Origin of the sequence: Halalkalibacterium halodurans, from assembly GCF_005671335.1 — a bacterium.
GTDB classification, from domain to species: domain Bacteria; phylum Bacillota; class Bacilli; order Bacillales; family Bacillaceae_D; genus Halalkalibacterium; species Halalkalibacterium halodurans.
In genome coordinates this window covers 1,085,059-1,102,277 of record NZ_CP040441.1, presented here as the reverse complement: position 1 = coordinate 1,102,277, position 17,219 = coordinate 1,085,059, and the positions used below count along the sequence as shown (strand labels likewise).

Sequence of the window (17,219 nt, the reverse complement as noted above, 5' to 3'; positions counted from 1 at the left end):
TTCGTATATTCTTCGAGACTCTCCTATATTACTGATAGTTGGCTTCCTAAACAAGAAAGTTCACCATTAGAAAATTTAGTACCTCTTACTCTGAGAATAAATATATTCATCAGAATTTATCCTTTCAGCTCAAACAGCACAAGGCTGAACTCAAACCAGCTAACCAGTAACATCATGAACTCTCTCTTAAGTTTTCACATGGCCTTCAATGACTCATTCACTTTCCAACCCTATCGATTGCTAGAGATTCAGAGAATCCCTACTATAGTTAGTTTCGCTTTAAGCTATCGTTAGTTACGGATATGCCCCTTCTAAATCATCAAGAAGGGATCGCTGCTTTTCCGTCGTCAAGGAGTCTCGTAAACGCTCAAAGATACTAGACTTTTTTCCATCAGCTGAGGCGTATTCTGGATCATTCATTGCCTTTTCCCGTGCGACTTGATGAATGCGTTTTTCCATTAGACTGATAAATGCTCGTTCAGGGTAATCCGGTTTTACAGCCATTAAATACATTTGTGCAACAAAATTGGCTAGCATAAGTCCAGTACGATACTAAACTTAAAAACAATCACTCAATATCATAATAACACTACTATTAAGCTTAATTTACATTCAATAATTTTTTAGTAGCGGTGTCTATATCAATAAAATTTTCATTTAGCTCTATAAGACATGTATCATCATCTGAAGCTGGCTCAATACCGATTTTCACATTTGGAATATCAAACTTTTCTTTTATCCTTATAAAAAATTCAATGACTTGTTTTGCTGCTATTGTAGTTGTATTGCTATCTTCGGTAAACAGTCCACTCTCTGGAAAATTAAAGACAATATCCCCATATATATCATCAAATGAGAAAACAACCATTACATCTTTCATCGTGTATCCCATATTTAATTCGCGAAGGAATACGTTCCCTGTACCATTAGGTGTCAGTATTTTCTGAAAGCTGTTAATCTGCTGGAATTCAACATCACGATTCTGGTTTTTATCGAAAAAATGTGACCTAATGACTTGAGAGGACTTAATCTCTAGTTCAGCAAATATCAGTGTATCCAGGGCACTTTTTTTAAAATCCACTAAAATAACCTCTAAATTATCCAAAAAGTATCACTCCCTCTATTGGTCAATAAAACCTTTAAAAGTTCCGTCTAAATTAAGCCTTACACCTCGGCCATCAGCTAATTTTTTCTCAAGAAATGTTATACCTCTATTGTTTGCAACCCTTGCAAAATCACCAGGTCCATTGAGTATTTCCTCTAAGTGTTTAATCGCAGTTTGGTTAATTTGATCAGGTCCACCCTTGACTTTACCCCAAATGTCAGGGTTTCGTCCAGCATGTTTTTGTAATGCATGACCTACTACAGTTTCTCCACCTTTCTTAGGTATTGAAGCTGAATTTATAATAGTTTCATTACTAACATTGACGTTGCTATTCGTATTACTTATATTGTCAGTATTCTTTTCATTACTTGATACATCTGTACTACGCTTATCAGTCGATCCTGATGAAGAATTTGAAGATTGGGACCCGCCTGATCCACTCGAATTATTAATCTTCCTCGCCTTGTTTAGATCTAAAAGTTTATCCACTAATTTGGCAGGTTTAACTAGAATAAACCCTGCAGCTAGTGCTTTTTCTCCCATACTTGCTTCGCTGTCCACGAGAGTAATGAAATCTTCTGCAAAAAAATTACCGGTCGCAGTCGTAATGTGACCAGATGCTAGCATATTTACGTCTGAATTTGGGTTACCCAATACTTTACGATAGCTGTCAAAATGGGGTGCCGGACGTTCTGTATCAGCGGGGCGAATGAGTGTTTTCCCCTCAAAGTTAGTTGGATCACTTAAGTATTGTTTAAGAGCTTCTTCTTCCTCTAGTGTGAGTACTACTTTACGTTCTTCTATTATAGCATCTAACTCTTGCTCTCTCTGTACTTGAGTTTGAACCTTCGGTGATTGACTGATAGAGGAGCGAGCTCGCGATATAAGTTTTTCAACATATGTAGGATGAAATACATAAAACACGGATGCTTGAAAGAGTCGTCCCCACACTTGAAGTCCTTGTTTTAATTTAGCGGTAGCTTGACTCATTTTGACATAGTTAGTCAAGTTGGATAAAGAAGGATCATGCACATTTGCATTCATCTTACCCGTATCGACTTCCGGTGCTTTCTCATGCAAGGTCGCGTTGTTGGCGAAATACCCGCCTACCTCCATGATGCTGACACCCTTCATCGTCACGCCACCGGTCATGTTCCAATCCAACACCTGCCGGATCGTCGCTTTTAACTCTTCCATCTTTGTTCGTACTTGGGCCATTAATTCGACACCGGCTTGGTCGAGGTCATACAGTCCTTCTAGCACCGTATCTGCGTGTTTCCGTGCACTATCGACGCTGTTGTATACATCGCCTGTCTGAAGCTTACCAAGATGTAAGATGTGACTGACTTCAGCCGTGGCCTGATTTATGGCTGCTTCTCTTTCTTCTAACGTTTCTTCATAACGGTCATATGCTTTTGGTAGCTGATTTTTCCAAAAGTCTTCTGACACCGAGCCATTGGAGGCAGGCTCATACTCAGTGATGTTCGCTTTCATCTTTTCGAGTGTGTCGCTGAAAGAAATCAGAAAGGCGCGAATGGAACGGATCGTTGGCAGCTGCATATGGGCATGATTATAAATGACTCCCTTTGCGCCCTCTCCTTTAAATGCTCCGTCCATGTTGATGACACGTGTGATTCTTGCTTCTACTTCTTCGAAAACATCTCCATATGATTTTAATACTTTAATGTGTTCATCGAGTTCCGAGAGATGTTGGTTCACATCTAAGAACTTCATGTTGAAACCTCCTTGACCACTCAAAAAGATTCTGTCGGTCCATATGTAATCAGATAAGTAGGTGATCGGAGGCCATGGGGGCTTTTTGTACTGCCTGTTAAAACCACCCGCAATGGAATGCTTGGGCATCTACTAGATGAATCGACTGCCTTCTATTTACTTACCTACTCTCTTGGTAACCGACCATTCACTTTTATCCGTAAACGAAACAATTAATACTTTCCTATTACTAACCATCAAAATTTTTTCAAGGAAATAATATCCATATAAACTATCATAAGACACTGTTGATATTGGTTAAATAGGATTTTATCACCAATTATGTATAAGTCTAAATACTCAAAAATGGTACTCTTTTCACAATGATAGCCCTCCAGAAATGATAAATCAGAGCAGGGTACAGCACTTTAATGAACCTGTCAGCCGATCTAGATTGTACCGTTGGTTGATACTAATAATGCCCGAAAAACAAATCAAATGGCTAAGGGTACGGATTTCTTCAAACCTAACACCTGCCATAACAATTGATGACAGAAGCGCAGTCATTTATAATAAAATTATGAATACTTCGATAATAGCATCCGCATTGTCTATTCCTCCGACCGAAAACAGTTCCCCGTCCGCGCTTAATGAAAAGACTAAACGAAAGTCTGTACGCAAACTGACGCTCAATCGGCTGGTTTTGGCAAAACGTCTTACTAAAAACGGAGGTAGAATATGAGAGTAATCGTTCTTGGGGCAAGCGGTGCGACCGGCAAACAAGTCGTCAGGCAACTCATGAAAAGACAAATCAATACCCGGATTCTCATCAGAGAAAGTGCCGTTCTCCCTAAAGACATTCAAGAGAATCCATTAGTGGAAATCGCGAAGGGGAACATCAACGAATTAACGAACGATGAAATGAATAACCTTCTACGTGACTCCAATGCCGTGATCTCCTGCCTTGGTCACAATATGACGCTCAAAGGGCTCTTTGGCCAACCTCGTTATTTGGTCTTTGATGCAGTAAAAAGGATTAGTGAGACAGTCAAAAACAAGCCAGACAGTAAAGTAAAACTCATACTTATGAGTACAACCGGTTATACGAATACGTTATCGGGAGAAACAAGTTCTATGGGAGAAAAAATCATTTTATCCTTAGTAAATCTTTGCCTTCCGCCTCATCGTGATAATGTCAAGGCTGCAAATTATCTGATCACCGAAGTGGGGACAAAGTATGAAACGGTAGAATGGGTTATCGTACGCCCCGATACATTAGTCAACCATGATGATGAAAGTTCCTATGAAGTTTATAAATCTCCAATAAGGAGCCCAATATTTAATGCTGGTAAAACTAGCAGAATCAATGTCAGTCATTTTATGGCTGAACTAGTGAAGGAGGATGAACTTTGGAAGGAGTGGCAATATAAAACTCCGGTGATTTACAATAAAGGATACTCGGAAAATCTGTGAAGAAACATGTTCATGTAGCATATAGCTCAAGTCGTATCGAATCAACAAAAAACACCGATTCTTTTTAGTTCTAACATGGAATCAGTGTTTCTTTGTTTTTTATTATGATTTCCGCAAAATCTTCTCCATTGCTTTTCCTTTTGCTAACTCATCGATCAGCTTATCCAAATAGCGAATCTCACGCATCGTTGGTTCTTCGATGTCTTCCACTCGGACACCGCAAACCACACCTTTGATCAACGCCCGCGCCGGATTCAGCCCGGGAGCTTCCGCAAAGAAAGTCTCGAAGTCTGTCTGTTTTTCCAATTGCGCTTCTAACTCTTCCTGACTATATCCTGTCAACCAACGGATGATTTCATCGACCTCTGTTTTTGTCCGTTCTTTTCTCTCCGCCTTCGCAACATAATGGGGATAGACACTAGCGAAACTCATTGTATAGATGTGATGTTTGGGCATGATCCTTCCCCCCTTAGATGGTTTTCTTTATTATAGTCAAAAGATCGCCGGATTTAAACCGAACGATTGGCTTCATACGTAAAATTCGCACAAGCCCACTCACCCTCACTCTTAAACAACTCATATACAGTCTCACGGTCCGTCGGCGGTTCATCTATCCACTTTAGCAAGGTACGTACCATCGATTCTTTATCTGGGAAGTGGTGGATAAAGACTTCTGATTGCTCATGAAGCCGTGTCGTCCAAATCTGAGAACGCACCATCACCATTGAATAGAAGGTTCGAATGAGTTTACGAGCGAAGCTTTGGGCACATGGTTTAAATTCTTCGTTAGAAGCTGCTTCTAGCCTAGTTAACGCGCGAGTAAGATCCTCGCCAATATCACCATTGAAGCGAATGGCAATCTCTGATGTGAGTTTGTACGGACCAAATCGTTCTCCCACATCCTCTCCGTACACACAAACACAGAGTTCCTTTAGAAATGCACTTTCGTAATAATTCGCGGGGTCCACCGTATAATCGTAAGAGGTAACAGCGATACCGACCTCACGAACAAGAGAACGATACGCTTGCGACAGCTCTCCCGCAAGTTTCTTTAATTCAGCCACCTGAACAGAACTCAATTGGCCATCAAACATAGCAATAAGGTCTAAATCCGATTTAAGAGCAATCGCTTCCCCTCTGGCTACACTACCGTACACATAAACACTGTGCAATTGTTGATGAAACAAGTCCTTAAGTCTCTCTACAGATTCGCAAATGCAAGGCACATAGACCTTAGCTATTTTATCTTTACTAACATCGCTCACAATAAATCCATTAGAATCTAGACCGTATCCCGCTCTTAAAATCACCATTTCAATCTCGGCCCCTTTCACCTTCATTTTCCTAATGATATTACCAGGGGACCAATACGTTTCCTGCTTCTTTAGTCTAAGTAAAACCTTTCATCTTCATGAATATCAATCAGCTTCTTTATCGCACTGACTACCACTTCTGGTTCATCCTTTTGTATATAATGACCACTGTTTTCAGCAATCACCCATTCACCATCAGAGGATATTTCCAGTATCTCTCGTTGCATTTCATTCCATAACTCTTGTGATTCTCTGGAATAATGTGCTTTCTTACCAGCTGAAGTGAGTAAGGGCCAGTTGGTAGGCATCACTCTTGTCCGTTTTGTGGATCCTCAAGGTGTCGCACTGAAGTTTAGCTTCAAGTGGATTTAAGAGACAATAGGAAAAGCCGTTGTCGTTCATAAACCGCTCGAGTTGCCTGAAATAGACCCCAGTTGATTCAAAAACAATGTAAGGCTGTTCACCATAACCTTCAGTTAATTTGTTGATCTTTTCCTTTAATTTTTGAAAAAAGTCAGGTCGTGAATGCTTGATTTCTCCCTCATAAATACACTTTTTCAGTGCGTTGTAAATGACCATGTAACTTTTGCCCACACATACCTCAAATGCGATGACATGTTTCATCTTATTCCCTCCCAAAAAAGTCTTGAAGTTCCCTCACTTACTTTTATCGATCCCCATTTCTTATACTCGATCTCTAGGATCCAACATACTCAAACCTGATTCAAAAAAGTAAGTGAAGAAGGTCAGTTTTTTGTACGGATTCTAAGATCCCAAAGAGCCCCCGACCTCTTCTCCACTTCTACTATATAAAAAATAGTAGTGCTAACCAATGCCTTGGTAGCACTACATATTATCTCTAAAATCCAAACATCACCTGCGAAAACAGCCGATATTGGCAATACTTCTGAACCTAGTAAATCTTCATTATCAGTTAATCTTTCCCCTAACTGTGAAAGTACAACATACCCACAAGTTAATCATCTGATTCCGTAAGTGCTTTCTTAGCTAAGGGCAACAGTTCATCCAGTTCAGACTTCGTAAATAACTCCTGGTCTCTGGAACTTTTAAGAGTAGTTCTGGAGATTTTCGTACAAAAGCCTTATTTATTTCTGTCTCTTCCTCTACACCTGAAGGCCATTGACCTGTTTCTGCGTAAAGCATTACTTCATGAGCGTCTTGATCTGATTTTAACGCTTTGTCCTTATTTCGTTTAGAAATAGGATAAAAAACTGGCTCATTATATGGTCCTTGCGCCCAAGAAATTTGATATTCTCCATCTTTCTCTATAATTACAAAGCCATCTCCACAATGTATTTTTTCCATACTACGTAAACCAGACCTCTATCGTGTCATAAATTAAACAATCTTGAGATTACGCTTAATCCATGTCAAAAAGTAATCGCACGCCTCATTTTCGGTATCAAATATTTTTCTTCCGGACTTATTGCCTCTCTCGCTATAATAAATTTCCCATCTGCCATTATCCTCATTCACACAGAATGCTTCATTAGGTAGTCCACCATTCAACGAATAAACATCGCTAGGTATATTCATCTCTTGAAGTTTCTTCTCAAGCTCGTTTAACCTCATTAGTCAAATACCTCCCTTAAGTATCCTTCATCTATCAATTCTTGGATTGACTTAGTCAGTTTATATTGTACCCCTCCACCAACTTCATCAAACCATGGTGCTATTTTTCCTTCAAAGCCTTCTATAGGCTTTAATACTTCATAAACATGATATGGTTTACTTTTTGTACCTGGAGCTAATGATCTCATTTCATAAGAAATCCCTTCAGGCGAGACAAAAGTTCCACTTTCAAAACCATACCTGTCGATTCGAGTGCCTGGTCTTAATGTTGCATCTTTGGCAACACCTTCAAATCCATCATTAATTGGCCACCTAATATTACCAGTCGTTTGGTCATAATATTTAGGGTTATCAAAAACATGCTTATACTGTATATACACTTCATCAGAGGGGCGATATTTCCATTGAGATAGTTTAAATTTATCTGCCTCCAAGATTGCATTACCCTTACCATCAACCACCCCACTCCTCGATGAATGATTCCCCTTTTTCTCCGACACAGGGTTGTTATCCTTGGGCTTGCTTTCAACAGCATGAACTTGGCTGCTTTTCTGCTTGGGATTGACTGAACCAAGGCTTGTTGGTTTCTTGTCTACGATTCCCGGATTGACCTTGACATTTCCCCAGCGGTTTCCCCAGTAGGCTAGAGACGCCAGTGTGGACGGGCCGCTCAGCACGACCGACCAGCTCTGCATTCTCTCCACCTCGGTTAACGCTTCACCCGTTTCCGGATTCACTCCTGTTCGTAGCCGTTCTGCGTGATCCTTGAAGTTATCCATCATCACTTGTTCCAAGGTGGGATCTGTTTCTTTTTTCACGCCGTATTTTCGTTTCCATTCATCATGCTCTTCGGTAAACCGTAAGTCTTCCGGCGTGGCCGTTCTCCCGTCCGAAGACCAGACCCAGATGCGCACACCCGTGGCAACCTCAATTTGGACGTATTTCCTGCCAGTCGTATCCGGCTCCTCCCACTCCATTCGGCTTTGAGACACCTTTCCAGTATTACTTGTTTTCACTGTAGACGCCCGTGCCACATTAAAAAAGCTCGTGAGCGGTAACGATTGGATCATACTCGAAAACCACTTCTGGTAGTTAGATAGATCAAGTAGTTTCATTATACTACGCATAGTGTCGTACTTAAAACGAAGCGGAAAATCATTTGCATACTGAATGAGTGGATCTGGAGTTGAGAGTTTCACGCTTACCTCTGGCGCTTTCTCATGCAAGGTCGCGTTGTTGGCGAAATACCCGCCTACCTCCATGATGCTCACACCTGTCATCCTCACGCCACCAGTCATGGTCCAGTCTAGCACCTGCCGGATCGTCGCTTTTAATTCTTCCATCTTCGTCCGCACCTGTGCCATTAATTCGACACCGGCTTGGTCGAGGTCATACAGTCCTTCTAGCACCGTATCTGCGTGTTTCCGTGCACTATCGACGCTGTTGTATACATCGCCTGTCTGAAGCTTACCAAGATGTAAGATGTGACTGACTTCAGCCGTGGCCTGATTTATGGCTGCTTCTCTTTCTTCTAACGTTTCTTCATAACGGTCATATGCTTTTGGTAGCTGATTTTTCCAAAAATCTTCTGACACCGAGCCATTGGAGGCAGGCTCATACTCAGTGATGTTCGCTTTCATCTTTTCGAGTGTGTCGCTGAAAGAAATTAGAAAGGCGCGAATGGAACGGATGGTTGGCAGCTGCATATGGGCATGATTATAGATGACTCCCTTTGCGCCCTCTCCTTTAAATGCTCCGTCCATGTTGATGACACGTGTGATTCTTGCTTCTACTTCTTCGAAAACATCTCCATATGATTTTAATACTTTAATGTGTTCATCGAGTTCCGAGAGATGTTGGTTCACATCTAAGAACTTCATGCTAAAGCCCCCCTTAAAAACTAGAATGGTTTCGCCAGTCTATATGCTATAGATAAGTAGGTGATCGGAGGCCATGGGGGCTTTTTTGTACTACCTAGTAAAACCACCGCATAAACGCTTGGGCATCTACTAGATGAATCGACTGCCTTCTGCCACTACCTACTCTCTTAATTAACCTACCATTCACTTTTATCCGTAAACGAAACGACTAATACTTTCCTATTACTAACCACCAAAAATTTCTCAAGGAAATAATATCCATGTAAACTATCATAAGACACCGTTGATATTGGTTAAATAGGATTTTATCACCAATTATGCATAAGCCTAAATGCTCAAAAATGGTACTCTTTTCACAATATATGTTTATCAAGTAACAAGCTCTCGTCTCTAATGAAAAAGGACCATCAGCACTAGCAACGCTCATTGCCAAAGCCGATGGTCCATTCAATGCTTTTACTCTTCTATTCTTTCCTTTTAAACAGCGGGTGGGCCAAATTGTCCATCGTGGAAATCCCGAAAGGCTTGCTTGATTTCTTCCATTGAATTCATAACAAAAGGGCCATACGGGACAATTTCCTCTTTAATTGGGGTACCCGAGTAAATCAGCAGTTTTCCTCTTCTCCTTTTGGACGTAATCGTTAATTCACTTCTTCTTGCTGGATCTCCGTCATCTTTATACGTAAGCGTGGCAACACCATGCTTGGTTAAGTTCACGCGTTTTTCCTCTGTTCCAAGGTCCATATCTCCTGACAAGACATAGACAAATGCATTATGGTTTTCAGGTAAAAGGTGCTTGTATGTTGCATTTTTTTCAAGGTTAATTTCCGCTAGTGTAATCGGTACAATAGATTGAAGTGGCCCTTTTACTTCACCAAAATCGCCGGCAAACACTTTCACAAATCCGCCTCTCACGTTTATGACCGGAGCATCTTCAGCGTAAATGTTTTGATAAGATGTTTCTGTTTTTCGTTGGCCCTTCGGTAAATTCAGCCACAATTGCAGCGTATGAGCGATGTCTTCCTCGACTCCTTCCTCCGCATGCCTTGCAGCCCAACCTGCATTCATGTACTGAACATCTCCGGGCTCTAAAATGTCGCGTCCACCGCCATTATCAATATGTTCAAGCCTTCCATCAATGACATACGTAATGGTCTGAAATCCGCGATGTGGGTGATCGGAAAAAGCGCCTCTTTTAAACCAATCTTCCGCCATTAAAATAAAAGGGTCAAACTCACGCCAACGCTCGACAGGCAAAACCCACCCTTTTTGAATGAAAGGAAACGAGCCTTGCTCATACTGAACATACCAATGATCTTTCACATCCCGCTGAAAATGTTTAGACGTATTTGCCTCCATGTTGATCACTCCTTATAACGCTAGCCTAGTAATGCCACGAAAAATAAACTACTTATTATATAAAAAAGTATAGTAAGTAACTTGAGATTACTATAGGTTAGGCGAGTAAAGCAATTATTTAGCTCAGCACTGGAAAAACGTAAAATGATTGGGGAGAGTAACTCGGCATTCGAAAGGAGATTAGACACCTACTGTTATAGCTGTTGAGAGGGTAAAATAAAAGCCTCGTAACTTATACGAAATCCGCCAATCGATTTAGTTACCTGATCAATTAGACTCTGCTTTATTCGATTATGACTCATCACTCCTCTTCTTCCATTCATATGGAATTTTTGCCCAATAGTACAACATATAAATCATGAACATTGCAGAACAGATAAATAGGTTTTCAATCCATCTAACCTCTTGATGAATCACTAACTGATAAATAATAGAGACTATAAAATAGATTAAAGGGTAGCGGATGCTCTTCTTAAACATGATGATCTCCTTTTTTCTTAAATTGTTGTTTTTCTACCAATGGTACAATAGTACCTCTTCCATTCATAATCTTTTTAAAAGAGCACCCGTTAGTTCGTTAAGTAATTGAAAAGCTGAAATACCGAAAAACGAGAATGCAAGATTAAAAAATGAAAACATTAGCCACTATAAATTTCAACAAAGTCGTTAATTGGTAGAACGTTTATATAATCTAAACCTCTCTTTTGGCAGTCTATATAAATAGACCTTAAAAAACACCAATGCCAAATAAGAGAAAATTAATAAAACGAAGGAAGAAGTAAAGATAAATAAAATGATTAAGAACAAAAAGCTAATCAAACAAATAGCAGCAATCCACAATTCTAGTTTGAATACTCTCTCTCCCTCCTCGACATAATCTTCAATCATTGATTCGGTCAAATAAATTTCTTTAACTCTTCATATGTGAATTTCTTATAGAAATACTTACCAGAAATTAGTCCAAGTATAATGACAGCAATGATTAAGCCAATGTTCACCGTATTGGAGAAAGATAAATTCAACTGTTGCATTTCTCTCATGAAGAATAAAAAACTAAAGAATCCAATCCAATAAAAACGTTGACTAGGCTCCTTATGGTAAGCCTTATAAGTAAATCGTGTTTTTTCATCAAGAAATATCGTATGATTTTGTCGATCTTTTACAATTTCAGTATAAATCGGGATCAGCTTCATATTTCATCATTCCTATTGTAAATATTAGACAAAACGACTATTTCATAGATCATCTTAACCTTTTTCATCCATTTTCTTACTTCAAATGGAGACTTAAGATTCGCTCCCCTTAATGCCTATCGATTATCTTTTCGCAGCCAATATAACCTCTGCTCGATCATTGACAGCTTCGGATCCGTGCTAACTAAAAATCATCTACTCCACCATTCATTCTCTGAATCTCTTGCTATTTGTACCTCTCGATCTTAGATTCATCAATGTCGTCTGGTACTTCCACAAAATGTGGAACTTCTAAACGCTCACGGATCGCTCGCTTTAAATACGCACGTTTATCATCTTCAAATGGACGCAATTTCTCTTCTGTTTTGATTGTCGATTCTGGCAATAACACCTTTTCAGGTTCTTGTCCAGCTGTTTGACAATACCATTGACCGTTCTCTTGATACAAAATCATTTCTTTCGGTGGATGAAATTTGATTCGGCTAAAATAACGAATATCGTTTTCTCTATATAAAAATTCCACATCTTCAAACGTTGTTGAGCCCTTTTCTCGATAACTATCTATGCTTTCAATGGGATAATCCAACTCACCGTATTCCAAATACCGCCCACTTGATAGCATTTCCTCCGATAGTTTGCGCTTTTGCGCCTCCTTCTCCGCTTCATATCGTTGGATCTCACGAGCTCGCTCTTCTGGAGTAATGTCTATGTCGATACCTGCGGCCATAATTACACGTGTCCAAAAAATAGAGAAAAAAAGAGCAACACCTGGCCAGATAAGGGCCACCGCAGCGTCTTCTCCAAACAAAAACACATAAATGCCAGCACCTCTAGTCGAATTAAAAGACCCCAACAGATGGAACAAGAAAAATGCTCCAAGGGCAATGGTCACTCCCTGTGCCACACGTTTGCGTGTATCAATGGGGATCCACTTTGTCCATGCAATTAAAATGAAGAACAGTTGCCCCCAAAGAAAATTAATATAAACCCCTTGGTAAAATGGTTCATCGGCTAGCGCTTGAATCCCATATAAGTTAATTGCCACCATGGACCATAAACATCCTGTAAAAACAATCGAGTAAGATCCCAATTGGGAATTGTCATCTAAGCGGTAGTACACATATGCAGGAATAGCGCTCACTATAAAATAACTCCCCCACAGAAGAATCGCAAAAAGACGCCACGTGTCATCAGTATATACAAAAAAAATATTTGGGATGCTGTATAGATGAACCAACAATCCGAAAAGAAAGTTAAATCCACTATAAGCAAGCAAAAAACTTTTTTCCCCGCGTGAACCTGGGGAAGGCTTAACATATACCACGATCGCACCTCAATTCCACGATGTTATAACAAAGACAATAAAGTCATGTAAAGAATGGAGAACAATGGAAAAGGCCTTCCCCGCTCACCTACACTACCCAAACAAACCACCAAGTGCTTTGGCGCCCCCTGACAATAAATTTCTCGCCCCTTCTGTCACGTTATTGGCTGTTTCCTTCGCTGCATTCCAACCCTTTTCAACCGCGCCACCAATGTTCTCTCCTAATTGTCTTACCGGTTCTCCCAAGACTGTATTTGCTGCGATACCAGCTGCTGCCGCACCCACAAATCCGCCAACAAACGTACCAACCCCTGGGAAAATCATCGTGCCAATCGCTGTTCCTGCGGCTGCACCGACATCTCCTTGTCATCTTGCCCTGACCAGCAATAATCCATCGATTGGCCACTCTCTATTATTCTGCCTTCTCGTTAATTTCTTCAAACTCGTATGGATGCCATTTTCCTAAACGCCATTTACCCACGCCATCTTCATAAAATACTTTTACCTGTTTCGATTCACCGTCTGACACGCGACAAGTGAACACACCTTTCTCCGTTCCTGGCCTTTTTAGTAGCGAAAAATCTTCTATTGGGGCTCTATGCACTTTCCTTTTGAAATAGCGTACACCATTTTTTTCTTCAATAAATGCTACCGGATCAGGGAAATCACTGCTTCCAACAGGGAGATATCCCCACTTCCCTTTGGAATAGCCAAATTTCGGAGGGATGTAAATTAGATACCCTTCGATGGTTCTATCCGGGGGTAGTTCGTAAAAGAAGTTCCACTTGCGTCGTATGTGAACGATACCCCCAATTAAAATAGCTATTACTATAGCAGAAACATAAGTTATAAAATAAGCTCCCGCTACTTTACCAGCTAAATCTTCACCTAATATTTGGTGGAAAATACCATCAGTGCCTACTCCACCACGCCTCCGGTAACCTGCTAGCTGTAGAACAGCTATTGTGCCAAAAATAATAAATAACACTATCGAAGTATATGTCAGAAAAAATTTGAACTGATTTGATAGAGGAAGCCGATTGCGAGCCACTACAAGCAAGCACACTAGTTGTATCACGACAATCACACTAAATATCAATTGTGCAAGAGGATGACCATTTAATACTTGTAAAAAACATAAAACTGAAGCTGCCACTGTCCACAGAACAATCATCGATACCAGCGTCAAGAACATTTTTTTTCTATTGAAAAAGCTCCATCCGATATGAATGATGAACACACCTACTATAAAATATCCTGCTAACAAAACTTGAGCTACTAGGCGAAGAAAATCATTCACATAGATATAGTTAATATTTGCAATGCTAAAGCCATAAACACCAATTCCCCATGCTATTAAAATTATATACGCTGCTGTGATCGATTCAGGTCCAAGACGACCACCAGGTGGTTCTCGATCAAAAGGTTTGCTTGACATTCTTAATCTCCTCTGTGCTTTATGATGAGCTTTTTTCTTCCTCTTCTTCAAACTCGTATGGACGCCATTTGCCCACACTTTCTTCATATACAACCATGATTTGTTCAGAAGGGCGTTCACTTCCTACAATCTTACAGTAGAACATACCTCGTTCTGCACTTCCTCCTTTAGAGAGAACGATTTTCTCTTCTGGACCACCGATTGGTTTCCGGTAAAAATAATACTTTCCTTCTTTTTCTTCTAAAAATGTTACTGCATCAGGAAAATTATTACTATCAATGGCATGATAGCCCCATCTTCCTTCATATCCCCATTTTCCTTGTTGATAAAATAAGTGACCTGCTATAGCCACTGGTATAGGAACCTCCTCGAAATTCCATTTCGTTTCTTTTTTCAAGAGAATCCACATAAACAAACCAATAACAACAGCAGATACATAAATCGAGAAAAAAGGGCCTGCGATTGAATTAGCTAACTCTTTTCCTAGAATTTGATGATAAATTCCTTCATCTCCAACCCCTTCTCCATACCGACGATATCCAGTAAGCCAAAGAGATACAAACAAAAAAATCACAATGCTTGTCCATACAGCCACGTACGAATTAAAAATTTTCTTCTTAGTAGACACCAAGATTTTTTTCTAGACATCAACCACAAGACGAAGAAAAGAAAAGCGTTAATGACTATGTATATCAATTGTAGACTGGGATAACTTTTCAACACCTGCAAAGCACATAAAGCAGCTGAGAAAACCGTCCATAGCACCACAGACCATCCGATAGACAATGACATGATCATGCTATTAAAAAAGCGAAGACTAATATACACGACAACTGCGCCAACAATAAAGTAGCTCATCAATATCCCTTGTCCAAGAAAGCGGAAGAAATCGCTTAAGTAAATGAAATTTATGTTGACAATACTGAAACCATAGACCACAACCCCCATTAAAACTAAAGTGATGTAGCCCTGCATAAAAGATTCTGGACCAAACCGTTTTGGGGAGGATCCTCCACTCTTGACTCTTTTATTGGACAATCTATCATCCCTCACAAGAACTAAAATTATTTCTATTCACCTTCTAATCACATGGTAAAATTGCGAACTCCCTAAAGCTCGCCACAAGAATAAAGTATGTTCTTTTGATGTTAATTCCGCTCTAACCAAGCAGGAAGCTCTTCCTCCGTAATCAGTTTAAGATACTCCTTCATTTCCACAGAGTATACATCAATCTCATCTCTTTCCGTCACAAAACTATAATCAAGAACCCACACACACGATTTTCCCCTTAAAAAGAGATAAACTGGCTCATCGCGCTGATCCTCTTCGGTTTCTTCTCCAAACATAAATGTGATTGAATCTAGAACCGCATGACGCTCTTGGAAGTCTTTTAAAAAGGAGCGAAATGAGATAGGATGGCCTTCATCTTCACAAATTGCGTCCATTTCTTCATCTGTAAACGTGTCCAAGGAATCAAACAGTTCTCGTTCGATCGCAAAAGGCGCGATTCCCTCCGTCGGCTTCTCTTCAGGTAAACCGTAAAAATCGATCAGGTGCTCCACATAATCAGAGTTATGATTAATAATTGTGAACATATGGTCCATGCCTTCAAAGCGTTGGACAATCATGCCTCCGTCTGCCAGGTGATGAAACAGCAATGCGTACTGTCCATATACGCAGCGAATCTTTTTTGGTGCCTTCATCATAGCATGAATCAGATCTTCCACTTCTTGGGCTAATTGAGTTGGTCGCTCCTCATTCCAATACCCCCGGTGCTTTAACAGTCTTTCTGCATGGTATGCTAAAGCGTCTATCTGTTCTTCTGTCATATCCCGTTTTAGCAAGGAAGCTTCCCGTGCTACATCCTCATAACCACATAAGGCCAGCGCTACAATCATTTCATCTGTAGATAAGGCGATCTTCTTTTCTTCTAACAAGTTCATCATCCACCCCTCTAATAAGCACAGCCGCTTAATTTATTAATAGCCAAACCACATTTTCATCCGCGTCATGATCATCTTAATTAATGAAGACGCTTCTGTAGGATAGAAATATACGCTCCCCTGCGTATCTACTTCCGTATAATCGATATACCAAATAAAGGATGTTGACGGTAAAAATAAATGGATTTCTGGCATCTCGTTCTCATCAGTGATGTAATCAGATTTGATTAGTGATAGATTATTTAGGAAACATCCACTCTCTACAAACTCCTTCATGAATACTTGCATAGCTGGAGGATGTTCTCCTTTAGAAAGCAATTCGTTGATTTGTTCTGCCGTCTTTGCGACTGAAAACGATTGAAAGATCTCACTCGACATCATAAACGGCTCCATCTCGATCGGTTGCTCGGCAGGAAACTGATAAAAGTCTTGTATGGTTTTTTCACCCTGTTCCTTTTTGGTCAAATCAATGTCGTAAAAGCTATGCACGCCATCTTCACATTTTTGCACGAGCACCTTCCGAGATCCCATGTTATGTAAAAGCATCACTGTTTTACCGTGTACACAACGTACTTTTTTCTCTGCTCTCATCAATAGATGAATCAAACTTTCGAGTCCGTGATCCATCTCGCCCTTCTCATTTTGATAACCGCGACGCCGTAATAATAATTCCGCTTCACCGATAATTTCTTGTAGTTGTTCGTCACTTTTCCATTCTCGCGTGTTCTTCAACGCATCAGCTGCTGCCTGCTCGTATCCACACAGCATCATCGCTACGCTTAGTTCTTCTGTCGATAACGAGAATGTTTTTTTCTCCTGAATCATTGTCTATCCCTCCATTCACGATCCTCATCCCAATACGATAATAGGCACAAATGAATGTGC

The 17,219-nt window shown here is 40.3% G+C and carries 16 protein-coding genes and 2 pseudogenes; 1 reads left to right on the top strand and 17 read right to left on the bottom strand.

Features of this window, described 5'->3' with window-relative positions; genetic code table 11:
- Positions 1–294: 294 nt before the first annotated feature.
- From FED51_RS05425 to FED51_RS05415, 3 genes are all read right to left on the bottom strand, one after another.
- Positions 295–504, bottom strand: a complete 210-nt coding sequence (locus FED51_RS05425; protein ID WP_138090324.1) for a hypothetical protein — start codon at positions 502–504, stop codon at positions 295–297.
- A 97-nt stretch (positions 505–601) separates the two neighbouring features.
- Positions 602–1,105 (bottom strand): hypothetical protein, encoded by a 504-nt coding sequence (locus FED51_RS05420; RefSeq protein WP_053431844.1) that lies wholly within the window; start codon positions 1,103–1,105, stop codon positions 602–604.
- 15 nt (positions 1,106–1,120) lie between these two features.
- Entirely contained in the window at positions 1,121–2,839 is a 1,719-nt protein-coding gene (locus tag FED51_RS05415) for a ribonuclease YeeF family protein (RefSeq protein WP_053431845.1), read from the bottom strand.
- 717 nt (positions 2,840–3,556) lie between these two features.
- On the opposite strand from FED51_RS05415, the gene FED51_RS05410 reads away from it, so the two are divergent.
- Positions 3,557–4,291 carry an SDR family oxidoreductase gene (locus FED51_RS05410; protein ID WP_053431846.1) on the top strand — a complete coding sequence of 245 codons (735 nt, stop codon included), beginning with the start codon at positions 3,557–3,559 and terminating at the stop codon, positions 4,289–4,291.
- A gap of 102 nt (positions 4,292–4,393) precedes the next feature.
- On the opposite strand, the gene FED51_RS05405 is transcribed toward FED51_RS05410, so the two are convergent.
- The 14 genes and pseudogenes from FED51_RS05405 to FED51_RS05335 form a co-directional block, all read right to left on the bottom strand.
- Positions 4,394–4,747: a DUF2200 domain-containing protein gene (locus FED51_RS05405; RefSeq protein WP_053431847.1), complete on the bottom strand. Its 354-nt coding sequence runs from the start codon at positions 4,745–4,747 to the stop codon at positions 4,394–4,396.
- A 53-nt stretch (positions 4,748–4,800) separates the two neighbouring features.
- Positions 4,801–5,604, bottom strand: a complete 804-nt coding sequence (locus tag FED51_RS05400) for a nucleotidyltransferase domain-containing protein (RefSeq protein ID WP_053432025.1) — start codon at positions 5,602–5,604, stop codon at positions 4,801–4,803.
- 71 nt (positions 5,605–5,675) lie between these two features.
- A pseudogene (locus FED51_RS05395) lies at positions 5,676–5,903 on the bottom strand (alpha/beta fold hydrolase); the annotation flags it as partial.
- Positions 5,881–6,228: pseudogene (locus FED51_RS05390) on the bottom strand (IS110 family transposase); the annotation flags it as partial. The pseudogenes FED51_RS05395 and FED51_RS05390, both read right to left, overlap by 23 nt.
- A gap of 384 nt (positions 6,229–6,612) precedes the next feature.
- Positions 6,613–6,930: a hypothetical protein gene (locus tag FED51_RS05380; RefSeq protein ID WP_233443881.1), complete on the bottom strand. Its 318-nt coding sequence runs from the start codon at positions 6,928–6,930 to the stop codon at positions 6,613–6,615.
- A 33-nt stretch (positions 6,931–6,963) separates the two neighbouring features.
- Positions 6,964–7,197 carry a hypothetical protein gene (locus FED51_RS05375; RefSeq protein WP_053431848.1) on the bottom strand — a complete coding sequence of 78 codons (234 nt, stop codon included), beginning with the start codon at positions 7,195–7,197 and terminating at the stop codon, positions 6,964–6,966.
- Entirely contained in the window at positions 7,197–9,077 is a 1,881-nt protein-coding gene (locus tag FED51_RS05370; protein ID WP_053431849.1) for a T7SS effector LXG polymorphic toxin, read from the bottom strand. Before FED51_RS05370 ends, FED51_RS05375 begins: the two co-directional genes overlap by 1 nt.
- A gap of 477 nt (positions 9,078–9,554) precedes the next feature.
- A complete protein-coding gene (locus tag FED51_RS05365) occupies positions 9,555–10,436 on the bottom strand; it encodes a pirin family protein (protein WP_053431850.1) in 882 nt (293 codons plus the stop codon).
- 1,419 nt (positions 10,437–11,855) lie between these two features.
- The gene (locus FED51_RS05360) at positions 11,856–12,677 is read right to left on the bottom strand and encodes a hypothetical protein (RefSeq protein WP_053431853.1); all 822 of its coding nucleotides are present in this window, start codon (positions 12,675–12,677) and stop codon (positions 11,856–11,858) included.
- 369 nt (positions 12,678–13,046) lie between these two features.
- Entirely contained in the window at positions 13,047–13,277 is a 231-nt protein-coding gene (locus FED51_RS05355) for a hypothetical protein (protein ID WP_053431854.1), read from the bottom strand.
- 88 nt (positions 13,278–13,365) lie between these two features.
- The gene (locus FED51_RS05350; protein ID WP_053431855.1) at positions 13,366–14,391 is read right to left on the bottom strand and encodes a hypothetical protein; all 1,026 of its coding nucleotides are present in this window, start codon (positions 14,389–14,391) and stop codon (positions 13,366–13,368) included.
- 19 nt (positions 14,392–14,410) lie between these two features.
- Positions 14,411–14,965 carry a hypothetical protein gene (locus FED51_RS05345; protein ID WP_053431856.1) on the bottom strand — a complete coding sequence of 185 codons (555 nt, stop codon included), beginning with the start codon at positions 14,963–14,965 and terminating at the stop codon, positions 14,411–14,413.
- 574 nt (positions 14,966–15,539) lie between these two features.
- Positions 15,540–16,337 carry a hypothetical protein gene (locus FED51_RS05340; RefSeq protein ID WP_138090322.1) on the bottom strand — a complete coding sequence of 266 codons (798 nt, stop codon included), beginning with the start codon at positions 16,335–16,337 and terminating at the stop codon, positions 15,540–15,542.
- 33 nt (positions 16,338–16,370) lie between these two features.
- Positions 16,371–17,159, bottom strand: a complete 789-nt coding sequence (locus FED51_RS05335; protein ID WP_053431859.1) for a hypothetical protein — start codon at positions 17,157–17,159, stop codon at positions 16,371–16,373.
- Positions 17,160–17,219 lie beyond the last annotated feature (60 nt).

Coding starts and splice junctions, on each gene's coding strand:
- FED51_RS05425 (WP_138090324.1), bottom strand. CDS start 504: ATGGCTGTAAAACCGGATTACCCTGAACGAGCATTTATCAGTCTAATG.
- FED51_RS05415 (WP_053431845.1), bottom strand. CDS start 2,839: ATGAAGTTCTTAGATGTGAACCAACATCTCTCGGAACTCGATGAACAC.
- FED51_RS05410 (WP_053431846.1), top strand. CDS start 3,557: ATGAGAGTAATCGTTCTTGGGGCAAGCGGTGCGACCGGCAAACAAGTC.
- FED51_RS05405 (WP_053431847.1), bottom strand. CDS start 4,747: ATGCCCAAACATCACATCTATACAATGAGTTTCGCTAGTGTCTATCCC.
- FED51_RS05400 (WP_053432025.1), bottom strand. CDS start 5,604: ATGGTGATTTTAAGAGCGGGATACGGTCTAGATTCTAATGGATTTATT.
- FED51_RS05380 (WP_233443881.1), bottom strand. CDS start 6,930: ATGGAAAAAATACATTGTGGAGATGGCTTTGTAATTATAGAGAAAGAT.
- FED51_RS05375 (WP_053431848.1), bottom strand. CDS start 7,197: ATGAGGTTAAACGAGCTTGAGAAGAAACTTCAAGAGATGAATATACCT.
- FED51_RS05370 (WP_053431849.1), bottom strand. CDS start 9,077: ATGAAGTTCTTAGATGTGAACCAACATCTCTCGGAACTCGATGAACAC.
- FED51_RS05365 (WP_053431850.1), bottom strand. CDS start 10,436: ATGGAGGCAAATACGTCTAAACATTTTCAGCGGGATGTGAAAGATCAT.
- FED51_RS05360 (WP_053431853.1), bottom strand. CDS start 12,677: ATGGTGGCAATTAACTTATATGGGATTCAAGCGCTAGCCGATGAACCA.
- FED51_RS05355 (WP_053431854.1), bottom strand. CDS start 13,277: ATGATTTTCCCAGGGGTTGGTACGTTTGTTGGCGGATTTGTGGGTGCG.
- FED51_RS05350 (WP_053431855.1), bottom strand. CDS start 14,391: ATGTCAAGCAAACCTTTTGATCGAGAACCACCTGGTGGTCGTCTTGGA.
- FED51_RS05340 (WP_138090322.1), bottom strand. CDS start 16,337: ATGATGAACTTGTTAGAAGAAAAGAAGATCGCCTTATCTACAGATGAA.
- FED51_RS05335 (WP_053431859.1), bottom strand. CDS start 17,159: ATGATTCAGGAGAAAAAAACATTCTCGTTATCGACAGAAGAACTAAGC.